Consider the following 19,618-nt stretch of genomic DNA (forward strand, 5'->3'; position numbering starts at 1 on the left):
TCAGGCGGCCTGGGACCGCGCTGCGGCCATCAGCGCTTCGATCTCGGCAACGGTCTTGGGCACGCCGCCGGTAAGGATCTCGCAGCCTGTGCGGGTCACCACCACGTCGTCCTCGATGCGCACACCGATGCCACGCCATTTCTTCGGCACGTTCTGGTTGTCCGCACCGATGTAGATGCCCGGCTCCACGGTCATGGCCATGCCGGGTTCCAGCACGCGCCACTCGCCGCCGACCTTGTAGTCGCCAACGTCGTGCACGTCCATGCCCAGCCAATGGCCGGCGCGGTGCATGTAGAAAGCCTTGTAGGCTTCGCTGCCGATCAGCTCATCAACCTCGCCCTTGAGCAGGCCCAGTTCCACCAGGCCGGAGGTGATTACCCGCACCGTGGCTTCATGGGCCTCGTTCCAGTGCTTGCCTGGGGCGATCTGCTCGAACGCCGCTTCCTGCGACTTGAGCACCAGCTCGTAGATCGCCTTCTGCTCAGGGCTGAAGGTGCCGCTGACCGGGAAGGTGCGAGTGATATCACTGGCGTAGCAATCGAGTTCGCAGGCGGCGTCGATCAGTACCAGGTCGCCATCCTTGAGCGGCGCGTCATTCTCGCGGTAATGCAGGATGCAGGCGTTCTTGCCGGCGGCGACGATGGAGCCGTAGGCCGGCATCTTCGCCCCGCCACGGCGGAACTCGTACTCCAGCTCGGCTTCCAGGTGGTATTCGTAGAGTCCGGCACGCGCGGCCTGCATGGCGCGAACGTGAGCGCGGGCGGATACCTCCGACGCCTCGCGCATCACCTTCACCTCCGCCGCCGACTTGTACAGGCGCATGTCATGCAGCAGGTGGTCGAGGGCGACGAACTCGTTCGGCGGCTGAGCGCCCTGGCGAGCCTTTGAGCGGATCACGTTGACCCACTCCATCAGGTGTTGGTCGAACTCGGTGTTGGTGCCGATGGAGTAGTAGACGCGGTTGCGCCCTTCGATCAGCCCGGGAAGGATGTCGTCGATATCGCCGATGGGGAAGGCATCGTCCGCACCGTACTCACTGATCGCGCCGTCCTGGCCCGCACGCAGGCCATCCCAAAGCTCGCGCTCGGGATCACGTTCACGACAGAACAGCACATACTCGCCGTGCTCGCGACCGGGGATCAGCACCAGCACTGCTTCCGGCTCGGGGAAGCCGCTGAGGTACTGGAAATCGCTGTCCTGGCGATAGACGTGCTCGACGTCGCGGTTACGGATGTAGACCGGCGCAGCAGGCAGAATGGCGATGCTGTTGGCTTCCATCTCGGCCATCAGCGCCTTGCGCCGGCGAGCGTACTCGGACTTCGGGATACGGGTCATGCGCGCTCCTTCTCGACGGGCGCCGCAGCGCCCGCGACACGGGTTCAATGCAACGAGGGTTTCGGCGCCGGTGCAGCCGCCTTGGCGCACTCGGTAAACAGCAGCAGCGGGGCGACGCGCAGATACTCCATCACCTCCATGTAGTCGGACTCGCCGTCGTCGGAGTCCTCGAGTGCGCTCTGCACCTGGGCAATCGACGCGAGGTCCTGCAGCACTTCGACGGCCTCGCCGGACAATGCGCCTTCACGCGCGGTCAGGCCGAAGCCACCGAGGAAGCCCTGGCACCACTGGCCCAGCGCAGCGGCACGCTCGGCCAGGGGCACATCGTCGCCCGGGAGCAGCAGCACGACAGTCATCTCATTGCCGGTGAGTTCGGCCTTGACCATTTCCTGGAGGCCGATCAGGGCCTGGCGCACGTTGTCCTGCGGAGCGCTACCGAGCAGCTCGGCGGCATCCTCCAGCCAGGGCTCGGGCTCGAAGCCAGCGCCAGCACAGCTGCGACCGAGCAGCATGCCGTGCAATTCGGCGGGGGAAACTGGCTGACCACTGGTGGCGAGCAGTGCGGAAAAAGCAGCGTATGGGGAGTTCGAACTGGGCATGGTGGCTAGGCGCCAGAAGGCGCAATCACTAGAATGAAGGCCTCGTATCCTAGCAGCCTGGCGCGGTGAAGACAGCATCGGTCGCCCGGGTACCCGCCCCGATGATTGAGCGTGCAATGTGTCACGCCAGCCGCCGACGGGTTTGACCCATCCCCGCGCCGGTCCTATATAGTCCCGGTCACTCCCAATCAAGTAGACGCCCATGGAAGACGCCCAACTGCATGCGCTGACCACCAAGCTGGAGCTGCTGATCCAGCGAGTCGAGCAGCTGAAGGCCCAGAACCGGCTCCTGCTTGCCAGCGAGAAGGCCTGGCGCGAAGAGCGCGCCCATCTGATCGAAAAGAACGAAATGGCCCGGCTGAAGGTCGAAGCGATGATTTCGCGCCTCAAAGCCCTGGAGCAGGATTAATGAGCCAGTCCAATACCGTCACCGTCCACATCCTTGACAAGGAATACTGCATCGCCTGCCCGGCGGACGAGCGCGCCAACCTGGAAAGCGCAGCCCGTTACCTGGACGGCAAGATGCGAGAGATCCGTTCCAGCGGCAAAGTGATCGGCGCAGATCGCATTGCCGTCATGGCCGCTCTGAACATCACCCACGACCTGCTGCACAAGCAGGAGCGCCTGGATCAGGAGGCCACCTCCACCCGGGAGCACGTGCGTGACCTGCTCATGAGGGTCGACCACGCGCTCGCCGCTGATCCGGATAGCCAAGAAGCCTGACGCCAGAGCCATTGCTTGGGGTATACTCGCGGCCAGCTCCCTGGTGTGTTGGCCAGTTGGTGATGTCCCTGAGCCGATACGCACAACCACGGGGGGTGCATGTTGGGGCCGGTGTGCATGTCCGCCTGACGGAAAGCCTTAACGCCTCCTGCATCCTCCACCTTGAACTTTCGGGTTCAAGGGCTAACCCGACAGCGGCACAACCGGGGAGTCTTTTTTTCATGATCAGCGCCGGCAATCTCTCCCGCCAGGCACTGCGCCGCCTGCTTCGCCAGGCTCGACGCGCACTTACCCCCACCCAGCAAAAACAGGCCGCCAAGGCACTCTACCGCCAGCTCGCGCAGGATCCGCTATTCCGCCGCTCCCGCCATGTCGCGCTGTACCTGCCGACCAATGGCGAGATCGACCCGCGCCCACTGCTGCGTGAAGCGCAACGCCGGGGCAAGCGGACCTACCTGCCCGTCCTGAACGCATGGCCGGCCGAAAAGATGGTCTTCCAGCGCTTGCATCCTGGGGAAAAACTGCGAAAGAACCGCTTCCGCATCCTCGAGCCGCGCGCCAATCCGGCGCTGCAGCGCAAGGTCTGGGCACTGGATCTGGTCATGCTTCCGCTGGTCGGGTTCGACGAGCAGGGCGGCCGCCTGGGCATGGGCGCCGGCTTCTACGACCGCAGCCTGGCTTACCTGGCGCGACGCAAGCAATGGCGCAGCCCCACCCTGCTGGGGCTGGCCCATGAGTGTCAGAAGGTCGACAGGCTGGAACTCGCGAGCTGGGACGTAGCCTTGCAGGCGACGGTAACGGACAAGGGGTGGTACGAGAGGCGCTGATGCGCACACCGCGATCCTTGCGGTGCGCACCAGGTGGAATCAGGGCTGCTGGGTCACGATCGTGGGTTCGCTGCTCTGGCGCTCCCACAGGCTCTGCGTGTAACCGGTAGTAACCACGCCCAAGCCGAAAATAATGACCAATACCCAGAGAATGTCTGGCTTGCGTTTCATCGATTGCCTCCCCCTTGCAGGCAAACTTCGCGCGATGACCGATGGCGATTAGTTGTTTTGGTAGGCCGTGCGGCGGCGATCAGCTTAAAGTGCGGCATTCTCAGGCAACGTGACCGAACACGCAATTTATGATGCCAACCGGCCGACAGCCGGGCCAAGCTTTGATGTCCGCAGAAATGACTTACGAGCAGGAGCAAAGTTCATGCCTTATTGGCTGATGAAGTCGGAGCCCGACGAGCTCTCCATCCATGACCTCCAGCGGCTCGGCACAGCGCGCTGGGATGGCGTGCGCAACTACCAGGCGCGCAACTTCCTTCGCGCGATGCAGCCCGGCGACCTGTTCTTCTTCTACCATTCCAGTTGCCCCGAACCGGGCATTGCCGGAATCGCCCGCCTCATCGGGGAGCCGTATCCGGACCCGACTGCACTGGACCCGCAAAGCCACTACCACGACGCCAAGGCCAGCGCGGAAAAGAACCCCTGGAGCGCGCGCGACGTGGAGTTCGTCGAGGCCTTCGCTCGTGTGATCCCCCTCGCCCGCCTGCGCGAACAGACAGTGCTGGCGGGCATGCCACTGGTGCAGAAAGGCAGCCGCCTGTCGGTGATGCCGGTCACCGAAGAAGAATGGAGCGGCGTGCTCGCATTGCGTTGAGTCGCCCATGGCCCTGTGCTATGACGAAGCTGTATTCCCAGGGGCTTGCCGATGCTGCATTCACCTCCCGTTTGGCTGCTACGACTGGCACTGGCCCTGTTGCTCCTGGTCCTGTCAGCCACCAGCCTGCTGCTCTTCCAGCAAATGGAGCGCGCCCAGCAGGACGCCATCAGGGAACGTGTCGGATTCCAGGCCAGGACCCTGGCCATCCGACTGGAAAACAGCCTGACCGATGAGGTCGAAGCCCTGCGCCGCATGGCGCTGCTGTGGAACCATCGCGGACGCATCCCCCATGATGAATGGATGCTGGAAGCCCAGTTCGCCCTGGACCACTTCCAGGGCTATCAATCCATCCAGTGGCTGGACTCCACCCTGAAGATGCGCTGGGTGCAGCCGCTCAAGGGCAACGAGGCAGCCCGCGGCTTCCGCCTGACGCCCAACCACCCCAATTTCAACCTGGCCATGCAGGCCAAGGCCAGTGGCCAGCCACAGCTCTCCAATAGTGTCGAGCTGGTTCAGGGGGGCCGCGGCTTCGTCCTGTACACACCGCTCTATATTGCCAACGACCAAAGTGCACAGACATTCGATGGCTTCCTCCAGGGCGTGTTTCGCGTCGAGCGCCTGATGGACAAGCTTCTCGAGGGCCTGGACAACGAAGATTTCAGCGTTCGCCTGCTGGAATCCGGAAAACCGCTATATCACCGTGAGCGCCCTCAGAGCCTGAACGAGCTCGAGCAGCAGGTCCCACTGCACCTGCTGAACAATCGCCATTTCGCGCTGCAGCTCAGCCCCACCTCCGCGCTGGTCAAACAACTCAGCTCGCCCCTGCCCCGCTTCGTCTTCGGTGCCGGACTGCTCACCAGCCTGCTGCTGGTCGCTGCCCTGGCCCTGGCCCTGGAGAACGCGCGGCGCGCCGATGCCCTGCAAACGGGCTATCGACGGCTCAACCAGGAGGTCAGGCAACGCGAGGAAGCCGAGCAGGAGCTACGCGAAAGCCGCGAGCGCCTGCAACTGGTCCTGGATTTGACCGACTCCAGTCGGGACGGGCTGTTCATCCTCGACCTCGCCAGCCGGGAAGTGCTGCACATGAACCAGGCCACTTACAGCAGCCTGGGCTACAGCGCCGAAGATTTCCGCCAGCGCCTGAAGGACGACCCTGAACACTTGCTGCCAGGCTTCCACGCCTGGCTGGAGAGCGTCCATCAGGCTCATCTGGATAAGCAGTCCACCATCTTCCAGCGCGAAATGCGGCGCAGCGACGGCAGCCTGCAGGCAGCCGAGATCAGCGCCCAACTGGTCAAGCGCAACGGGCGCGAGTACCTGATCGGCGTATCGCGAGACAACCGCGAACGGCTCGAACTGGAAGCGCGGCTGCAGCGGCTGTCGCATCAGGATGGCTTGACCGGGCTGTACAACCGACGTCATTTCGACCGCCAGCTAAGCGGCGAATGGCGACGCTTGCGCCGCGTCGGCGCGCCGCTGGCCCTACTCATGCTGGACGTGGACCATTTCAAAGCCTTCAACGATCGCCTGGGTCACCAGGCGGGCGACGATGCATTGCGCCGCGTCGCCGCGGTCCTCCAGGAGAGCCTCCAGCGAGAAGGCGATGTGGCCTGTCGTTACGGTGGCGAAGAGTTCGCAATCATCCTCGCCAACACCTCGGAACAGGGTGCGCTGAATGTGGCCGAGCGAGTCAGACAACAGGTCGAGACGCTGGGCATCCCCCACCCGGACGGTATCGGTGGTCGGCTAACCCTGAGCATCGGGATTGCGGTGTCAGACCCCGCACGCGAGGAGCAGCCCGACAGCCTCGTCGCGCGTAGTGACGCTGCGCTCTATCGGGCCAAGCACGAAGGGCGCAATCGCACCTGCCTGTGGGGCCCGAATCAGGGCTGAAAGATCAGGTTGTTGAACAGCAGGTCATCCACCAGCGGCTGCCCTTCCTCGCCGTGCAGGACCTGCTGGACCTGCTTGAGCGCCTCCTGGCGGAGCTGTTCCTTGGCCTCGGGAGAACCCAGCGTCTCATCGGTCTGCTGTGAAAACAGCATGATCAGCTGGTTGCGAATCAACGGCTCGTGACGGGTAACCTTGATCTCGGCATCAGTACTGGCGACACGCAGCGAGATATCAGCCTTGTAGTACTTCAAACGCGGCCCGGCGCCATAATTGCCCACCAGCGACGGGACCAGATCGATATAGGCGACCTTGGGCGTCTCGTCCCCCTTGGGCTCTTCCTCGGCCATGGCCAACAGGGGAAGGGTCAGGGCCAGCAGTAATGCAGTCAGTCTTTTCACCAGGGTCATTCCTCGGGACGAATGGCGCCTAGCATAGCCACAGGCGCCAGCGGGCCCAAGACCGAATGTTTATGCCGCCCTATCAGATCCGGGCATGCTGATTGACCACAAAGGCCCACTACCTACACTGCAAGGCCATGCGCCCGGGACCAAAGACTGCGGGCACACTTGCCCAACGCCCAGGAGCCTCCCGATGAAAGCTGTCCTCTGCAAAGCCTTCGGGCCCGCCAACACACTGGTGCTGGAAGAAATCGCCAGTCCGGAACTGAAAAAGAACGAGATCCTGATCGACGTCTTTGCTGCCGCCGTCAACTTCCCCGATACGCTGATCATCGAAGGCAAGTATCAGTTCAAACCACCCTTCCCCTTCTCGCCGGGCGGCGAAGCGGCCGGCATCGTCGCGGCAGTAGGTGAAAAGGTCAGCCATCTCAAGCCGGGCGACCGTGTGATGGCACTGACCGGCTGGGGCAGCTTCGCCGAGCAGGTTGCCGCGCCGGCATACAACGTGATGCCGATTCCCAAGGGAATCGACTTCAACACCGCGGCTGCGTTCGGCATGACCTACGGCACCTCGATCCACGCGCTCAAACAGCGCGCCAACCTGAAGGCAGGCGAGACGCTGCTGGTGCTCGGCGCATCGGGTGGTGTCGGGCTGGCCGCTGTTGAAATCGGCAAGGCCATGGGCGCGCGCGTGATCGCTGCGGCCAGCAGTGCGGACAAGTTGGCGGTAGCCAAGGCAGCCGGCGCCGACGCGCTGATCAACTACAACGAAGAGAACCTCAAGGAACGCGTGAAGGAACTTACCGGTGGCCAGGGGGCGGACGTGATCTACGACCCGGTGGGCGGAGACCTGTTCGACGCCGCAATCCGCAGCATCGCCTGGAATGGCCGCCTGCTGGTGGTGGGCTTTGCCAGCGGGCGTATCCCGGAACTGCCGGTGAACCTCGCGCTGCTCAAAGGCGCCGCGGTGGTCGGTGTGTTCTGGGGCTCTTTCGCCCAGCGCCAACCCCAGGACAATCTGGCCAACTTCCAGCAGCTGTTCGCCTGGTTTGCCGAAGGCAAGCTGAAACCCCTGGTGTCGCAGACCTTCCCCCTCGAGCGTGCGGCCGACGCCATCAACGCCCTGGCCACGCGTCAGGCTGTGGGCAAGGTGGTGGTGGAGGTGCGCTGAGGCACATCCATAGGCCGCGCCACGCGCACCAATGGCTCCGCGACGGGGTTCAGGTGCGCGCACGGCGGATCCTACGAAGCAGCAAAATAGAAGGCCGCCCTCCGGCGGCCTTTGTCATTTACGAGGCATCAGGCCCTGGGCGCATAGGCGAACACATCCGCGCGCATCTGATGGGCATCCATACCGGCCGCCACCAACGCATCCAGAGTGGCGTAGACCATGCCGGGAGAGCCGCTGGCGTAGACATGCAGTGGCTTGAGATCGGGGAAATCCTCGCAAACCGCCTCATGCAGCAAGCCGCAGCGCCCGGTCCAGCCGCACTGGTCGCTGACTACCTGGTGCAGGCTGAGGTTGTCCAGTTCCTGCCACTCGGCCCAATGCGCCAACTCGTAGAAATCTTCCGGCAGGCGCACGCCCCAGTAGAGATGCACCGGGTGCTTGAAGCCCGCTGCGCGGCAATGCTCGATCAAGCTGTGCATCTGCGCCATACCCGTGCCTGCTGCAATCAGCACCAGTGGGCCATCCGGCAATTCGGCGAGGTGGGTATCGCCGAAGGGCATGCGCACGCGCGCCATGCCGCTGCGTTGCAGTTGCTCGATCAAGGCCTGGGCGCTGGGTTCGCGGGCAAGGATGTGCAGCTCCAGGTCGCGCCCCTGCCATGGTGCCGAGGCCAGCGAAAACGCAGCACAATCGCCACTGTCGCGTTCCATCAGCAGGTACTGCCCGGCGTGATAGCGCGGCGGTTTCCCCGCCGGGGTCCGCAAACGGACCCGCCAGACATCGCCTCCCACCGGTACACACTCGCTGACCTGGCAGCTCAGCGAGCGCACCGGCAGCTCGCCCAGGGCCAGCACACCATCCCAATGCAGCACGCAATCCTCGAGGGGTTCGGCCAGGCAGGTGAACAGCTCGCCCTGGCTCAGTTCGACGCCGTTCTGGCGGACTCGCCCCTCCACCAGCAGAGCGGCGCAGATATGGCAGTTGCCATTGCGGCAGCTCTGCGGGCAGTCATAGCCGAGCCGGCGCGCGGCATCGAGGATGCGCTCGCTGGGAGCCGCCTCGATGATTGCGCCGGAGGGTTGCAGGGTGACACGCATCACTCGATTCCCAAAGATGACCAGAGTTCGTCGACGCGACGCTTGACCGCCTCGTCCTGGACGATCGCCCTGCCCCATTCGCGATTGGTTTCGCCCGGCCACTTGTTGGTGGCATCCAGGCCCATCTTCGAACCCAACCCGGAGATCGGCGAAGCGAAATCGAGGTAGTCGATCGGCGTGTTGTCGATCATCACCGTATCGCGCTTGGGGTCCATCCGTGTGGTGATGGCCCAGATCACGTCGTTCCAGTCCCGTGCATTGACGTCGTCGTCGGTAACTATGACGAACTTGGTGTACATGAACTGTCGCAGGAACGACCACACGCCCAGCATTACGCGCTTGGCGTGCCCCGGGTACTGCTTCTTCATGGTCACCACCGCCATGCGGTAGGAGCAGCCTTCGGGCGGCAGGTAGAAGTCGGTGATCTCAGGGAACTGCTTTTGCAGGATCGGCACGAAGACTTCGTTCAGCGCCACGCCAAGGATGGCCGGCTCATCCGGCGGCCGCCCGGTGTAGGTGCTGTGGTAGATCGGCTTCTGCCGGCGAGTGATGCGTTCCACGGTGAACACCGGGAAGCGGTCGACCTCGTTGTAGTAGCCCGTGTGGTCACCATAGGGACCTTCGTCGGCCATCTCGCTGGGGTGGATCACGCCCTCCAGGACGATTTCGGCTGTGGCCGGGACCTGCAGGTCATTGCCCAGGCACTTCACCAGCTCGGTGCGGTTGCCGCGCAGCAGACCAGCGAAGGCGTACTCGGAGAGGCTATCGGGAACCGGGGTGACAGCGCCCAGGATGGTCGCCGGGTCCGCGCCCAGGGCAACAGCCACCGGGAACGGCTGACCAGGGTGTTTCTCGCACCACTCACGGTAGTCGAGCGCACCGCCACGGTGGCTCAGCCAGCGCATGATGACCTTGTTGCGGCCAATCACCTGCTGGCGATAGATGCCGAGGTTCTGCCGATCCTTGTTCGGGCCACGGGTGACCGTCAGACCCCAGGTGATCAGCGGGCCCACGTCGCCGGGCCAGCAGGTCTGCACTGGCAGTTTCGACAGGTCGACATCGTCACCTTCCTCGACCACTTCCTGGCAGGGACCATCCTTTTGCACCTTCGGTGCCATGGCAATGACTTTCTTGAAGATCGGCAGTTTCGACCAGGCGTCCTTCAGCCCCTTGGGTGGCTCAGGCTCCTTGAGAAAGGCCAGCAGCTTGCCGATCTCGCGCAGCTCCGAAACCTCTTCGGCGCCCATGCCGAGCGCAACGCGCCCAGGTGTGCCGAACAGATTGCCAAGCACCGGGATGTCATAGCCCGTGGGTTTCTCGAACAGCAGGGCCGGGCCCTGCTTGCGCAGGGTTCGATCACAGATCTCAGTCATTTCCAGCACGGGCGATACCGGAACGCCGATACGTTTCAGCTCGCCACGCTTTTCCAAGCCGGTGATAAATTCGCGCAAGTCGCGATACTGCATGCTTGAGCCTCTTGGGGCGTGCAGGTCGGGGCGCAAAGTTTAGCGCCGAACTGGGTTATTCAGAAGGTCAAAGCGCTATTACGGAAACACAAAGGCCGGGTTTCCCCGGCCCTTGCGGCACATCCAAGACTTACTTGCGTCTCATCGACAGGAAGAATTCTTCGTTGGTCTTGGTGTCTTTCAGTTTGTCGAGCAGGAACTCGATGGCGGCGATTTCGTCCATCGGGTGCAGCAGCTTGCGCAGGATCCACATGCGCTGCAGCTCGTCCTCGGCGGTCAGCAACTCTTCACGGCGGGTGCCGGAGCGGTTGATGTTGATCGCAGGGAACACGCGCTTCTCGGCGATCCGACGGTCAAGCGGCAGCTCCATGTTGCCAGTGCCCTTGAACTCTTCGTAGATCACCTCGTCCATCTTCGACCCAGTCTCGACCAGCGCGGTAGCGAGGATGGTCAGCGAACCACCTTCCTCGATATTGCGCGCGGCACCGAAGAAGCGCTTGGGCTTCTCCAGGGCATGGGCGTCAACACCACCGGTGAGTACCTTGCCGGAGCTCGGGATCACGGTGTTGTAGGCACGCGCCAGGCGGGTGATGGAGTCCAGCAGGATGACCACGTCCTTCTTGTGCTCGACCAGGCGCTTGGCCTTCTCGATCACCATTTCGGCAACCTGCACGTGGCGGGTTGGCGGTTCGTCGAAGGTGGAGGCAACCACTTCGCCGCGCACGGTGCGCTGCATCTCGGTCACTTCTTCCGGGCGCTCGTCGATCAGCAGGACGATCAGGTGGCACTCCGGGTTGTTGCGGGTGATGTTGGCCGCGATGTTCTGCAGCATGATCGTCTTGCCCGCTTTCGGCGGTGCCACGATCAGGCCACGCTGGCCCTTGCCGATCGGCGCACACAGGTCGATGACGCGGCCGGTGAGGTCTTCGGTGGAGCCGTTACCGGCTTCCATCTTCAGGCGCTCATTGGGGAACAGGGGCGTGAGGTTCTCGAACAGGATCTTGTTCTTGGCGTTCTCCGGTCGGTCGTAGTTGATCGAGTCGACCTTGAGCAACGCGAAGTAGCGCTCGCCTTCTTTCGGCGGACGAATCTTGCCGACAATGGTGTCGCCGGTACGCAGGTTGAAGCGACGGATCTGGCTGGGCGAAACGTAGATATCGTCGGGGCCGGCCAGGTAGGAGGAGTCGGCGGAGCGCAGGAAGCCGAAGCCGTCCTGGAGAATCTCCAGCACGCCGTCACCGGATATCTCCTCGCCGCTCTTCGCGTGCTTTTTCAGCAAGGCGAAGATGATGTCCTGCTTGCGCGAACGGGCCATGTTCTCCAGGCCCATGGCTTCGGACATTTCCAGAAGTTCGGCAATCGGCTTTTGCTTGAGTTCGGTCAGATTCATAGGAATGACGTAGATAGATATGGAGAGAGGAAAGCATTGAGCTTTGGAGGCCGCGCCGCCGAGAAGGCGACAGAATCGCTGTGCTTATTCGAGTTAGGAGTGCGTCGGCGACGGCGTGCAGAGGGCTGCGTAGATGAAGCAGCGGTCCGAATGTAACACCAGTGCAACGGGTCGTCTAGTAGTGAAGTACGAAAAAGCCCCACTCAAGGCGGGGCTTTTTCGTACGATTCGATCACGTTCAGGCGACGCACAGGCCGCCCTGGCAATCAGATGTTGGCGTCAAGGAAAGCCGCCAGCTGGGACTTGGAGAGCGCCCCTACCTTGGTGGCCTCGACGTTGCCGTTCTTGAACAGCATCAGGGTCGGAATGCCACGCACGCCGTACTTCGGCGGGGTGTCCTGGTTCTCGTCGATGTTCAACTTGCAGACCTTCAGTCTGCCCTGGTAATCCTTGGCGATTTCGTCGAGGACCGGCGCAATCATCTTGCACGGACCGCACCACTCGGCCCAATAGTCGACCAGCACCGCGCCTTCGGCACTAAGCACGTCCTGCTCGAAGCTGGCATCGGTGACGTTGGTGATGAACTCGCTCATGGAAAATCTCCGTGGTTCGGAAGCAAAAAAGTGGAGCCATCATAGCCCGGCTTTCAGATGACCGAAAGCCGAGGGCGATTGAGCTTGCCTATGGCTGTAAGGGTAAAAACTGATGGAGCGGCGATTGCGCGTCAATTTCCTTGACGACGATCAGGCCCCGATACACGACCAACAGGCAACCTTGGCCCACACTCGCAGGTTACAGCCCGCCTATAGTGAGCTCTGCAAGCCAAATTCCAGAGACCCGCACCAGCCGCAGTCCTGTCCCGCCAACAGAGCTATTGGTACTGACGTACCGCTATTCACGTTGGCTCGACAAGGCAACCGTGGCAGGATTGCGCGGTTCAGCCTCGAGACCCAGACCATGCCCGATATCCCTGCCGAAACCCCATCCCTGATCGCTGCCATTGACCTTGGCTCGAACAGCTTCCACATGGTGCTGGCCAAGGTCGACCATGGTGAAATCCGCATTCTTGAGCGGCTGGGGGACAAAGTGCAGCTGGCTGCCGGCCTGGATGAGGAGCGCAACCTGAGCGAAGAGGCTATCCAGCGTGGTCTCGACTGCCTGCGCCGCTTCGCCCAGTTGATCATCGGCCTGCCGGAGGGTTCCGTACGGATCGTCGGGACCAACGCCCTGCGCGAGGCTGTGAACCGCAGCGAGTTCATCCGCCGCGCCGAGGAAATCGTCGGCCACCCGGTAGAGGTCATCTCCGGGCGTGAGGAAGCCCGCCTGATCTACCTCGGCGTCTCCCATACCCTGCCCGACAACCCCGGACGTCGGCTGGTCGCTGATATCGGCGGCGGCAGTACCGAGTTCATCATCGGCCAGCGCTTCGAATCGCAACTACGGGAAAGCCTGCAGATGGGCTGCGTCAGTTACACCCAGCGCTATTTCCGCGACGGCAAGATCACGCCGGCACGTTATGCACAGGCCTATACGGCCGCGCGCCTGGAACTAATGGGCATCGAGTACAGCCTGCGCCGCCTCGGCTGGCAGGAGGCCGTGGGCGCATCCGGCACCATCCGCGCGGTGGGCCTGGCGATCCAGGCTGCTGGTCTCGGCGGTGGCGAAATCAACCCTGAAGGCTTGGCCTGGCTGAAGCGCAAGATCTTCAAGCTAGGCGAGGTGGACAAACTGGAACTGGAGGGCATCAAGCCTGATCGCCGTCCGATTTTCCCCGCAGGCCTGGCGATTACCGAAGCGATCTTCGAAGCGCTCGAACTCAAGCAAATGACCCATTCCGAGGGCGCACTGCGCGAAGGCGTGCTGTATGACCTGCTGGGCCGCCACCACCATGAGGATGTTCGCGAGCGCACGCTGAGTGCACTGATGGAACGCTGTCATGTGGACATCGAGCAGGCGGCGCGGGTCGAAGCGAAGGCCCTGAAGGCCCTGGAGGAAGTGGCATCCAGCTGGGAGCTGGACGACGACTGGCACCGCGACCTGCTGTTGTGGGCTGCACGCGTTCACGAGATTGGCATGGACATCGCCCACTACCACTACCACAAGCACGGTGCCTACCTGATCGAGCATTCCGACCTGCCCGGTTTCTCCCGCCAGGACCAGCAGATGCTGGCGCTACTGGTGCGCGGCCACCGCCGCAACATCCCCCAGGACAAGTTCGCCGAGTTCGGCGACGAAGGCACCAAACTGCTGCGCCTGTGCGTGCTGCTGCGCTTCGCCATTCTCTTTCACCACATCCGCGGTACCTCGGCCATGCCCCAGGTGAAACTCAAGGCCGATGGCAACATCTTTGCCGTGCAGTTCCCCAAGGGCTGGCTGGAGGCAAATCCGCTGACCCAGGCCGATTTCGAGCAGGAGGCCCAGTGGCTGAAGCGCATCGACGTGGTGCTTAAGGTCAGCTGACCGCAGCTGCAACGAATAACGGGGCCCAAGGGCCCCGTTATTCATGGCTGGCTCAACGCACGCTGATCGGCGGGTTGGTCAGCTTGTCCAGCAGGAGCATCTGGGCATTGCGCGAGTTCTGGTTGCCGCTCGGGCTGTTGCGCAGATAGCGGCCGTCCGGTTGCAGCACCCAGCTCTGGGTGTTGTCGGCGATATAGGCTTCCAGCTCTTTCTTCACGCGGGTAAGCAGCTTCTTGCCCTCGACCGGGAAGCAGGTCTCGACGCGCATGTCGAGGTTGCGTTCCATCCAGTCGGCACTGGAGAGGTACATCTTCTCGTCACCGCCGTTGAGGAAGTAGTAGATGCGGCTGTGTTCGAGGAAGCGGCCGATGATCGAGCGCACCTGGATGTTGTGCGACACCCCCGGGATGCCCGGGCGCAGGCAACACATGCCGCGCACCACCAGGTCGATGCGCACACCGCTCTGGCTGGCCTTGTATAGGGCGCGAATGACCTTCGGATCGGTCAGCGCGTTGACCTTGACCATGATGTGCGCAGGCTTGCCTTCACTGGCGTGCAGGGTCTCGCGGGCGATCATGTCGAGGATGGTCTTCTTCAGCGTGAAGGGCGCATGCAGCAGCTTCTTCATACGCAAGGTCTTGCCCATGCCGATCAACTGGTTGAACAGCTTGTGCAAGTCTTCGCAGAGGGCATCATCGGCGGTCAGCATGCTGTAGTCGGTGTACAAGCGCGCGTTGCCGGCGTGGTAGTTGCCGGTGCCGAGGTGCGCATAGCGGCGCAGCTCGCCGTTTTCGCGACGGAGGATGAGCATCATCTTGGCGTGGGTCTTGAAACCGACCACACCATAAATCACCACCGCACCAGCCTGCTGCAGGCGGCTCGCCAGTTGCAGGTTGGACTCTTCGTCGAAGCGCGCGCGCAGCTCGATCACCGCGGTGACTTCCTTGCCGTTGCGGGCGGCCTCCACCAGGGAGTCGACGATTTCCGAGTTGGCACCGGCGCGATACAAGGTCTGCTTGATCGCCAGGACGTTCGGGTCCTTGGCCGCCTGACGCAGGAAGTCCACCACTGGGGTGAAAGACTCGAAGGGGTGCAGAAGCAGGATGTCCTGCTTGCCAACCACGTTGAACAGGTTCTCGGCTTTCTGCAGCAACTTGGGAATCACCGGGGTGAAGGTGGCGTGCTGCAGCTCCGGATGGCTTTCCAGACCAGTGATGCTGAACAGGCGGGTCAGGTTCACCGGACCATTGACCTGGTACAGCTCACTTTCCGCCAGGCCGAACTGCTTGAGCAGATAGTCGGACAGGTTCTTCGGGCAGGTGTCGGCAACTTCCAGGCGCACCGCATCGCCATAGCGGCGCGAGAACAGCTCGCCGCGCAGGGCGCGGGCCAGGTCGTCGACATCCTCGGTGTCCACCGAGAGGTCGGCGTTACGGGTCAGGCGGAACTGGTAGCAGCCCTTCACCTTCATGCCCGGGAACAGGTCGTCGGCATGGGCGTGGATCATCGAGGAGAGGAAAACGAAGTTATCCCCAGCCCCGCCGATATCCTCGGGCACGCGAATGACCCGCGGCAGTAAGCGCGGAGCGGGGATGATCGCCAGACCGGAGTCACGGCCGAAGGCGTCGACACCCTCGAGCTCGACGATGAAGTTGAGGCTCTTGTTCACCAACAACGGGAAGGGGTGCGTCGGGTCCAGGCCGATGGGGGTGATGATCGGCGCGATCTCGTCGCGGAAGTAACGACGCACCCAGCTCTTCAGCTTCGCGGTCCAGTAGCGACGGCGAATGAAGTTGACCTGGTGCTTGGCCAACTCGGGCAACAGGATGTCGTTGAGAATGGTGTACTGCCGCGCCACCTGCTCGTGCACCAGCTCGCTGATGCGTGCCATCACCTGGTGCGGCAGCAGGCCGTCAGCGCCGGCCTGCTCACGGGCGAAGGTGATCTGTTTCTTCAACCCGGCAACGCGAATCTCGAAGAATTCATCCAGGTTGCTGGAGAAGATCAGCAAGAACTTCAGACGCTCGAGAAGTGGATAGGACTCGTCCAGCGCCTGCTCCAGCACGCGGATGTTGAACTGCAGCTGGGACAGTTCGCGATGGATGTACAGGCTGCTGTCATCCAGGCTGGGCACCACCAGCGGGGCGGGGGCGGGGGCCGGCGCAGGTGCAGGTGCAGGGGCAGCGACGGGCGCCACCACCGCCTCCGGAGGCGCCGGCTCAGGGGTGATCTGAGCCTCGGCAACGGGTTCTAGCAATGCGCTGGGATTGAGTCCTTCGGTGTTCATCTGCAGTTCCTGGGGGGAGTTCAGGCTCCCGTCTTGAGCATTTCTGCGGCGCGTTTGGCGAAGTAGGTGAGAATGCCATCAGCACCGGCGCGTTTGAAGGCCACCAGGGATTCGAGGATGACCGCCTCGCTCAGCCAGCCGTTCTGGATGGCGGCCATGTGCATGGCGTACTCGCCGCTGACCTGGTAGGCAAAGGTCGGCACGCGGAATTCATCTTTCACCCGGCGCACGATATCAAGGTATGGCATGCCCGGCTTGACCATCACCATGTCGGCACCCTCGGCCAGGTCGGCCGCCACTTCATGCAGGGCTTCGTCGGTGTTGGCCGGGTCCATCTGGTAGCTGGCCTTGTTGCCCTTGCCGAGGTTGGCGGCCGAGCCGACGGCATCGCGGAAGGGGCCGTAGTAGGCGCTGGCGTACTTGGCCGAGTAGGCCATGATGCGCACGTTGGGGAAGTCGGCCAGTTCCAGGGCTTCGCGGATGGCCTGGATGCGACCGTCCATCATGTCGGATGGCGCCACTACCTGAGCGCCGGCTTCGGCGTGGGACAGCGCCTGCTTGACCAGCGCATCGACGGTGATGTCGTTCTGCACGTAGCCGTTGTCGTCGAGGATGCCGTCCTGGCCGTGGGTGGTGAAGGGGTCCAGGGCCACGTCGCTGATCACACCCAGCTCCGGGAAGCGCTCACGCAGGGCGCGAATGGCGCGCTGGGCGATGCCCTCCGGGTTCCAGGCCTCGGCGCCATCGAGGGACTTCTTCTCCAGCGGCGTCACCGGGAAGAGCGCCAGCGCCGGAATACCCAGGGCCACCCATTCGGCGGCTTCTTCGAGCAGCAGGTCGATGGAGAGGCGCTCCACCCCCGGCATCGAAGGCACGGCTTCACGGCGGTTTTCACCATCGAGTACGAACACCGGCAAGATCAGGTCATCGACGGTCAGGACGCTCTCGCGCACCAGGCGGCGGGAGAAGTCGTCACGACGATTACGGCGCAGTCGGGTGGCGGGGAACAGGCGGTTGGCAGGGGTAAAGCTCACAGCAAACTCCAGGGCCCGGATCGGACGCAGTCTGACAATATAAGCCCCGATTATGACCGAATGGTAACAATCCGCGACAGCGACCCTTGGTCGCGTTGGCACGGCCTACGACAGGCTCCGCAAGGGGCGGCCAGCCGACGACGGGCCTGCTCCGGGGGGCCAGAAGCTTTTCCCCAGACGCCATCCCGGTTAGGCTGCGCGTTCATTTCGCTGCCCAGCCCATTCCATGCTGCAACAAGCTCTTCAGGATTTCGGCTACCTCGCCCTCTTCCTCGGTACCTTCTTCGAGGGTGAGACCATCCTGGTCCTGGCCGGGTTCCTCGCCTTCCGCGGTTATATGGACATCAACTACGTGGTGGCCACGGCCTTCTTCGGCAGCTATGCCGGGGACCAGCTGTGGTACTACATGGGACGCCACAAGGGCCGCCAGATCCTGGCCCGCCGGCCACGCTGGGAGGCGATGGGCGAACGCGCACTCAAGCACATCCGCCGTCACCCGGACATCTGGGTTCTCAGCTTCCGTTTCGTTTACGGGCTACGCACCGTCATGCCTGTGGCGATTGGCCTGTCCGGTTACCCTCCTCTGCGCTACCTGATCCTCAATGGCATCGGCGCCATCATCTGGGCGCTGGCCCTGGGCTTTGCCGCTTTCCACTTCGGCGCCGTGCTCGAGGGCATGCTGGGCAATCTGAAGCGCTATGAGCTGATGGTCCTTGGCGGCCTGCTGGCAATCGGGGGGCTGCTCTGGCTACGCCGCCGATTGCGCAGCAATGGCCGGCGCTGATCAGAGCACCAGCGCCGTTTCCCGCCGAGGCAAGCCAAACAGTCCGGCCAGACTGACCAGACTGTAGGCCAGCAACAGCCATGCAGCGACGGCTCCGAATGGCAACAGCCCCAGGTCCATGGCCAACCAGAGCACCGGCCAATTCGCCAGCAGGCGGGCCAGCTCCAGGGCACACGCCCAGGGGCGGTTCTCCAGCCAGGCACCGATCACATAAAGACCGAACGCCATCCAGGCCAGCCCCAGCCACATTGTTCCGCTGCCCAGTTCAGCCCCCCTGCCCAACAGATAAGTACCTGCCGCCACGTAGGGCACGAACTGCAGCACGGCGTAACACGTCTGCCCCAGCCCCAGGGGCACCTCGAATTTGACGAACTGCCCGAGGTCCGGCTTGGCCTGTGGATACTTCGCGGCCACGTCCGCCGGCCGCCAGCCGGTGCGCATGAACCAGATGCGCAGCTTGTCCCAACGGGACTCGGCACGCATCGCGTCGTGCCACAGATGCACATAGAACTGCAGGTTGGCCCACAGCGGATTCCAGCTGGCCAGCGGTGTGGTCACACCGAAGACCACCGGGTCCTCGATCAGCTCCTCCTGGAAAGTGCCGAACAGCCGGTCCCAGAGGATGAACACCCCGCCGTAGTTGCGATCCATATAAACGGGATTCTGCGCATGGTGCACCCGATGATTGGACGGCGTGATGAACACCCACTCGAACCAGCCCAGCTTCGGCACATGGCGGGTATGCACCCAGAACTGGTAGAGCAGGTTCAATGCGCCCACAGTGAGAAAAACCAGCGGCGGCACGCCGACGATGGCCATCGGCAGGTAGAAGATCCAGCCCAAGAGGAAGCCGGTACTGGTCTGCCGGAGGGCAGTGGACAGGTTGTATTCCTCACTCTGGTGGTGCACCGAGTGGGCTGCCCAGAGCACATTACGCTCATGGCCGAGGCGGTGGTTCCAGTAGTAGCAGAAATCGTAGAAGACGAACGCCAGCAGCCACACCCACAGGCTCTGCGCCGACAGATCGAACAACGCCAGGTGCTGCCAGGCAATACTGTAGGTCAGCAGGCCCAGCCCCTTGGTCAACAGGCCACTGGTGGTGGACAGCACCCCGGCGCTGAGGCTGTTGAGCGTGTCGGCGGTGCGGTAATTGCGCATCCCGCGCAAGCGGTCGGCCAGCAGTTCGAGCCCGATCAGCAGGAAGAAGAAAGGCACTGCATAGAAGATGTAATTCATGGGCCTGCCATATCGTTATGCGTATCCAAGGACTAGGATTGCTCGTTAGGATGCTACCCCGCAGCCGGGCCAGGTCCTCGGCGTGGCGTGCC

At 63.0% G+C, this 19,618-nt stretch carries 19 protein-coding genes and 1 other RNA gene; 9 read left to right on the top strand and 11 right to left on the bottom strand.

Going from position 1 to position 19,618, the window contains the following annotated elements; translation table 11 throughout:
• Both pepP and J7302_RS06820 read right to left on the bottom strand, forming a co-directional pair.
• Complete coding sequence (pepP, locus tag J7302_RS06815) at positions 1–1,335, bottom strand: Xaa-Pro aminopeptidase (RefSeq protein ID WP_215372121.1); 1,335 nt, start codon at positions 1,333–1,335, stop codon at positions 1–3.
• 44 nt (positions 1,336–1,379) lie between these two features.
• The gene (locus J7302_RS06820) at positions 1,380–1,934 is read right to left on the bottom strand and encodes a YecA/YgfB family protein (RefSeq protein ID WP_215372123.1); all 555 of its coding nucleotides are present in this window, start codon (positions 1,932–1,934) and stop codon (positions 1,380–1,382) included.
• A 202-nt stretch (positions 1,935–2,136) separates the two neighbouring features.
• Here J7302_RS06820 and J7302_RS06825 point away from each other — a divergent pair, with 202 nt between their 5' ends.
• From J7302_RS06825 to J7302_RS06840, 4 genes are all read left to right on the top strand, one after another.
• The gene (locus tag J7302_RS06825) at positions 2,137–2,343 is read left to right on the top strand and encodes a TIGR02449 family protein (protein ID WP_215372125.1); all 207 of its coding nucleotides are present in this window, start codon (positions 2,137–2,139) and stop codon (positions 2,341–2,343) included.
• Complete coding sequence (locus J7302_RS06830) at positions 2,343–2,657, top strand: cell division protein ZapA (RefSeq protein ID WP_215372127.1); 315 nt, start codon at positions 2,343–2,345, stop codon at positions 2,655–2,657. Before J7302_RS06825 ends, J7302_RS06830 begins: the two co-directional genes overlap by 1 nt.
• 34 nt (positions 2,658–2,691) lie before the next feature.
• Positions 2,692–2,871, top strand: a non-coding RNA gene (gene ssrS, locus J7302_RS06835) — 6S RNA.
• A gap of 7 nt (positions 2,872–2,878) precedes the next feature.
• Positions 2,879–3,484, top strand: a complete 606-nt coding sequence (locus J7302_RS06840; protein WP_215372129.1) for a 5-formyltetrahydrofolate cyclo-ligase — start codon at positions 2,879–2,881, stop codon at positions 3,482–3,484.
• Between the two features lie 39 nt (positions 3,485–3,523).
• On the opposite strand, the gene J7302_RS26785 is transcribed toward J7302_RS06840, so the two are convergent.
• Positions 3,524–3,655: a hypothetical protein gene (locus J7302_RS26785; protein WP_285899527.1), complete on the bottom strand. Its 132-nt coding sequence runs from the start codon at positions 3,653–3,655 to the stop codon at positions 3,524–3,526.
• 202 nt (positions 3,656–3,857) lie between these two features.
• On the opposite strand from J7302_RS26785, the gene J7302_RS06845 reads away from it, so the two are divergent.
• Together J7302_RS06845 and J7302_RS06850 are read left to right on the top strand one after the other, a co-directional pair.
• Positions 3,858–4,307, top strand: coding sequence for an EVE domain-containing protein (locus J7302_RS06845; RefSeq protein ID WP_215372131.1), 450 nt, complete (start codon positions 3,858–3,860; stop codon positions 4,305–4,307).
• Positions 4,308–4,358: 51 nt separating this feature from the next.
• The gene (locus J7302_RS06850) at positions 4,359–6,203 is read left to right on the top strand and encodes a sensor domain-containing diguanylate cyclase (protein ID WP_215372133.1); all 1,845 of its coding nucleotides are present in this window, start codon (positions 4,359–4,361) and stop codon (positions 6,201–6,203) included.
• Here the strand turns inward: J7302_RS06850 and J7302_RS06855 are convergent.
• Entirely contained in the window at positions 6,194–6,610 is a 417-nt protein-coding gene (locus tag J7302_RS06855) for a flagellar basal body-associated protein FliL (protein WP_215372136.1), read from the bottom strand. The two genes, J7302_RS06850 and J7302_RS06855, sit on opposite strands and share 10 nt — an antisense overlap.
• A 184-nt stretch (positions 6,611–6,794) precedes the next feature.
• Here J7302_RS06855 and J7302_RS06860 point away from each other — a divergent pair, with 184 nt between their 5' ends.
• The gene (locus J7302_RS06860) at positions 6,795–7,772 is read left to right on the top strand and encodes an NADPH:quinone oxidoreductase family protein (RefSeq protein WP_215372138.1); all 978 of its coding nucleotides are present in this window, start codon (positions 6,795–6,797) and stop codon (positions 7,770–7,772) included.
• Positions 7,773–7,900: 128 nt separating this feature from the next.
• On the opposite strand, the gene J7302_RS06865 is transcribed toward J7302_RS06860, so the two are convergent.
• The 4 genes from J7302_RS06865 to trxA form a co-directional block, all read right to left on the bottom strand.
• Entirely contained in the window at positions 7,901–8,869 is a 969-nt protein-coding gene (locus J7302_RS06865) for a CDP-6-deoxy-delta-3,4-glucoseen reductase (RefSeq protein WP_215372140.1), read from the bottom strand.
• Positions 8,869–10,335, bottom strand: coding sequence for a 4-hydroxy-3-polyprenylbenzoate decarboxylase (ubiD, locus tag J7302_RS06870; protein ID WP_215372143.1), 1,467 nt, complete (start codon positions 10,333–10,335; stop codon positions 8,869–8,871). Before ubiD ends, J7302_RS06865 begins: the two co-directional genes overlap by 1 nt.
• A 130-nt stretch (positions 10,336–10,465) precedes the next feature.
• Complete coding sequence (rho, locus tag J7302_RS06875; RefSeq protein WP_215372145.1) at positions 10,466–11,725, bottom strand: transcription termination factor Rho; 1,260 nt, start codon at positions 11,723–11,725, stop codon at positions 10,466–10,468.
• A gap of 266 nt (positions 11,726–11,991) precedes the next feature.
• The gene (gene trxA, locus J7302_RS06880) at positions 11,992–12,318 is read right to left on the bottom strand and encodes a thioredoxin TrxA (RefSeq protein WP_215372147.1); all 327 of its coding nucleotides are present in this window, start codon (positions 12,316–12,318) and stop codon (positions 11,992–11,994) included.
• A gap of 364 nt (positions 12,319–12,682) precedes the next feature.
• Between trxA and ppx the strand changes: the two genes are divergently transcribed.
• Positions 12,683–14,185 (top strand): exopolyphosphatase, encoded by a 1,503-nt coding sequence (ppx, locus tag J7302_RS06885; protein ID WP_215372149.1) that lies wholly within the window; start codon positions 12,683–12,685, stop codon positions 14,183–14,185.
• Between the two features lie 52 nt (positions 14,186–14,237).
• Here ppx and ppk1 read toward each other — a convergent pair whose 3' ends face one another.
• Positions 14,238–16,472 carry a polyphosphate kinase 1 gene (gene ppk1, locus J7302_RS06890; RefSeq protein WP_215372151.1) on the bottom strand — a complete coding sequence of 745 codons (2,235 nt, stop codon included), beginning with the start codon at positions 16,470–16,472 and terminating at the stop codon, positions 14,238–14,240.
• A gap of 20 nt (positions 16,473–16,492) precedes the next feature.
• Complete coding sequence (hemB, locus tag J7302_RS06895; protein WP_215372153.1) at positions 16,493–17,506, bottom strand: porphobilinogen synthase; 1,014 nt, start codon at positions 17,504–17,506, stop codon at positions 16,493–16,495.
• 226 nt (positions 17,507–17,732) lie between these two features.
• Between hemB and J7302_RS06900 the strand changes: the two genes are divergently transcribed.
• Complete coding sequence (locus tag J7302_RS06900; protein WP_215372155.1) at positions 17,733–18,290, top strand: DedA family protein; 558 nt, start codon at positions 17,733–17,735, stop codon at positions 18,288–18,290.
• Here the strand turns inward: J7302_RS06900 and J7302_RS06905 are convergent, their stop codons facing one another.
• Positions 18,291–19,526, bottom strand: coding sequence for a sterol desaturase family protein (locus tag J7302_RS06905; RefSeq protein WP_215372158.1), 1,236 nt, complete (start codon positions 19,524–19,526; stop codon positions 18,291–18,293).
• Between the last annotated feature and the right edge of the window lie 92 nt (positions 19,527–19,618).

The organism is Metapseudomonas boanensis, from assembly GCF_018704125.1.
Lineage (GTDB): Bacteria > Pseudomonadota > Gammaproteobacteria > Pseudomonadales > Pseudomonadaceae > Metapseudomonas > Metapseudomonas boanensis.

Bases quoted from the DNA above. Each gene is read 5' to 3' on its own strand.
- pepP (WP_215372121.1), bottom strand. From the start codon at position 1,335: ATGACCCGTATCCCGAAGTCCGAGTACGCTCGCCGGCGCAAGGCGCTG.
- J7302_RS06820 (WP_215372123.1), bottom strand. From the start codon at position 1,934: ATGCCCAGTTCGAACTCCCCATACGCTGCTTTTTCCGCACTGCTCGCC.
- J7302_RS06825 (WP_215372125.1), top strand. From the start codon at position 2,137: ATGGAAGACGCCCAACTGCATGCGCTGACCACCAAGCTGGAGCTGCTG.
- J7302_RS06830 (WP_215372127.1), top strand. From the start codon at position 2,343: ATGAGCCAGTCCAATACCGTCACCGTCCACATCCTTGACAAGGAATAC.
- J7302_RS06840 (WP_215372129.1), top strand. From the start codon at position 2,879: ATGATCAGCGCCGGCAATCTCTCCCGCCAGGCACTGCGCCGCCTGCTT.
- J7302_RS26785 (WP_285899527.1), bottom strand. From the start codon at position 3,655: ATGAAACGCAAGCCAGACATTCTCTGGGTATTGGTCATTATTTTCGGC.
- J7302_RS06845 (WP_215372131.1), top strand. From the start codon at position 3,858: ATGCCTTATTGGCTGATGAAGTCGGAGCCCGACGAGCTCTCCATCCAT.
- J7302_RS06850 (WP_215372133.1), top strand. From the start codon at position 4,359: ATGCTGCATTCACCTCCCGTTTGGCTGCTACGACTGGCACTGGCCCTG.
- J7302_RS06855 (WP_215372136.1), bottom strand. From the start codon at position 6,610: ATGACCCTGGTGAAAAGACTGACTGCATTACTGCTGGCCCTGACCCTT.
- J7302_RS06860 (WP_215372138.1), top strand. From the start codon at position 6,795: ATGAAAGCTGTCCTCTGCAAAGCCTTCGGGCCCGCCAACACACTGGTG.
- J7302_RS06865 (WP_215372140.1), bottom strand. From the start codon at position 8,869: ATGCGTGTCACCCTGCAACCCTCCGGCGCAATCATCGAGGCGGCTCCC.
- ubiD (WP_215372143.1), bottom strand. From the start codon at position 10,335: ATGCAGTATCGCGACTTGCGCGAATTTATCACCGGCTTGGAAAAGCGT.
- rho (WP_215372145.1), bottom strand. From the start codon at position 11,725: ATGAATCTGACCGAACTCAAGCAAAAGCCGATTGCCGAACTTCTGGAA.
- trxA (WP_215372147.1), bottom strand. From the start codon at position 12,318: ATGAGCGAGTTCATCACCAACGTCACCGATGCCAGCTTCGAGCAGGAC.
- ppx (WP_215372149.1), top strand. From the start codon at position 12,683: ATGCCCGATATCCCTGCCGAAACCCCATCCCTGATCGCTGCCATTGAC.
- ppk1 (WP_215372151.1), bottom strand. From the start codon at position 16,472: ATGAACACCGAAGGACTCAATCCCAGCGCATTGCTAGAACCCGTTGCC.
- J7302_RS06900 (WP_215372155.1), top strand. From the start codon at position 17,733: ATGCTGCAACAAGCTCTTCAGGATTTCGGCTACCTCGCCCTCTTCCTC.
- J7302_RS06905 (WP_215372158.1), bottom strand. From the start codon at position 19,526: ATGAATTACATCTTCTATGCAGTGCCTTTCTTCTTCCTGCTGATCGGG.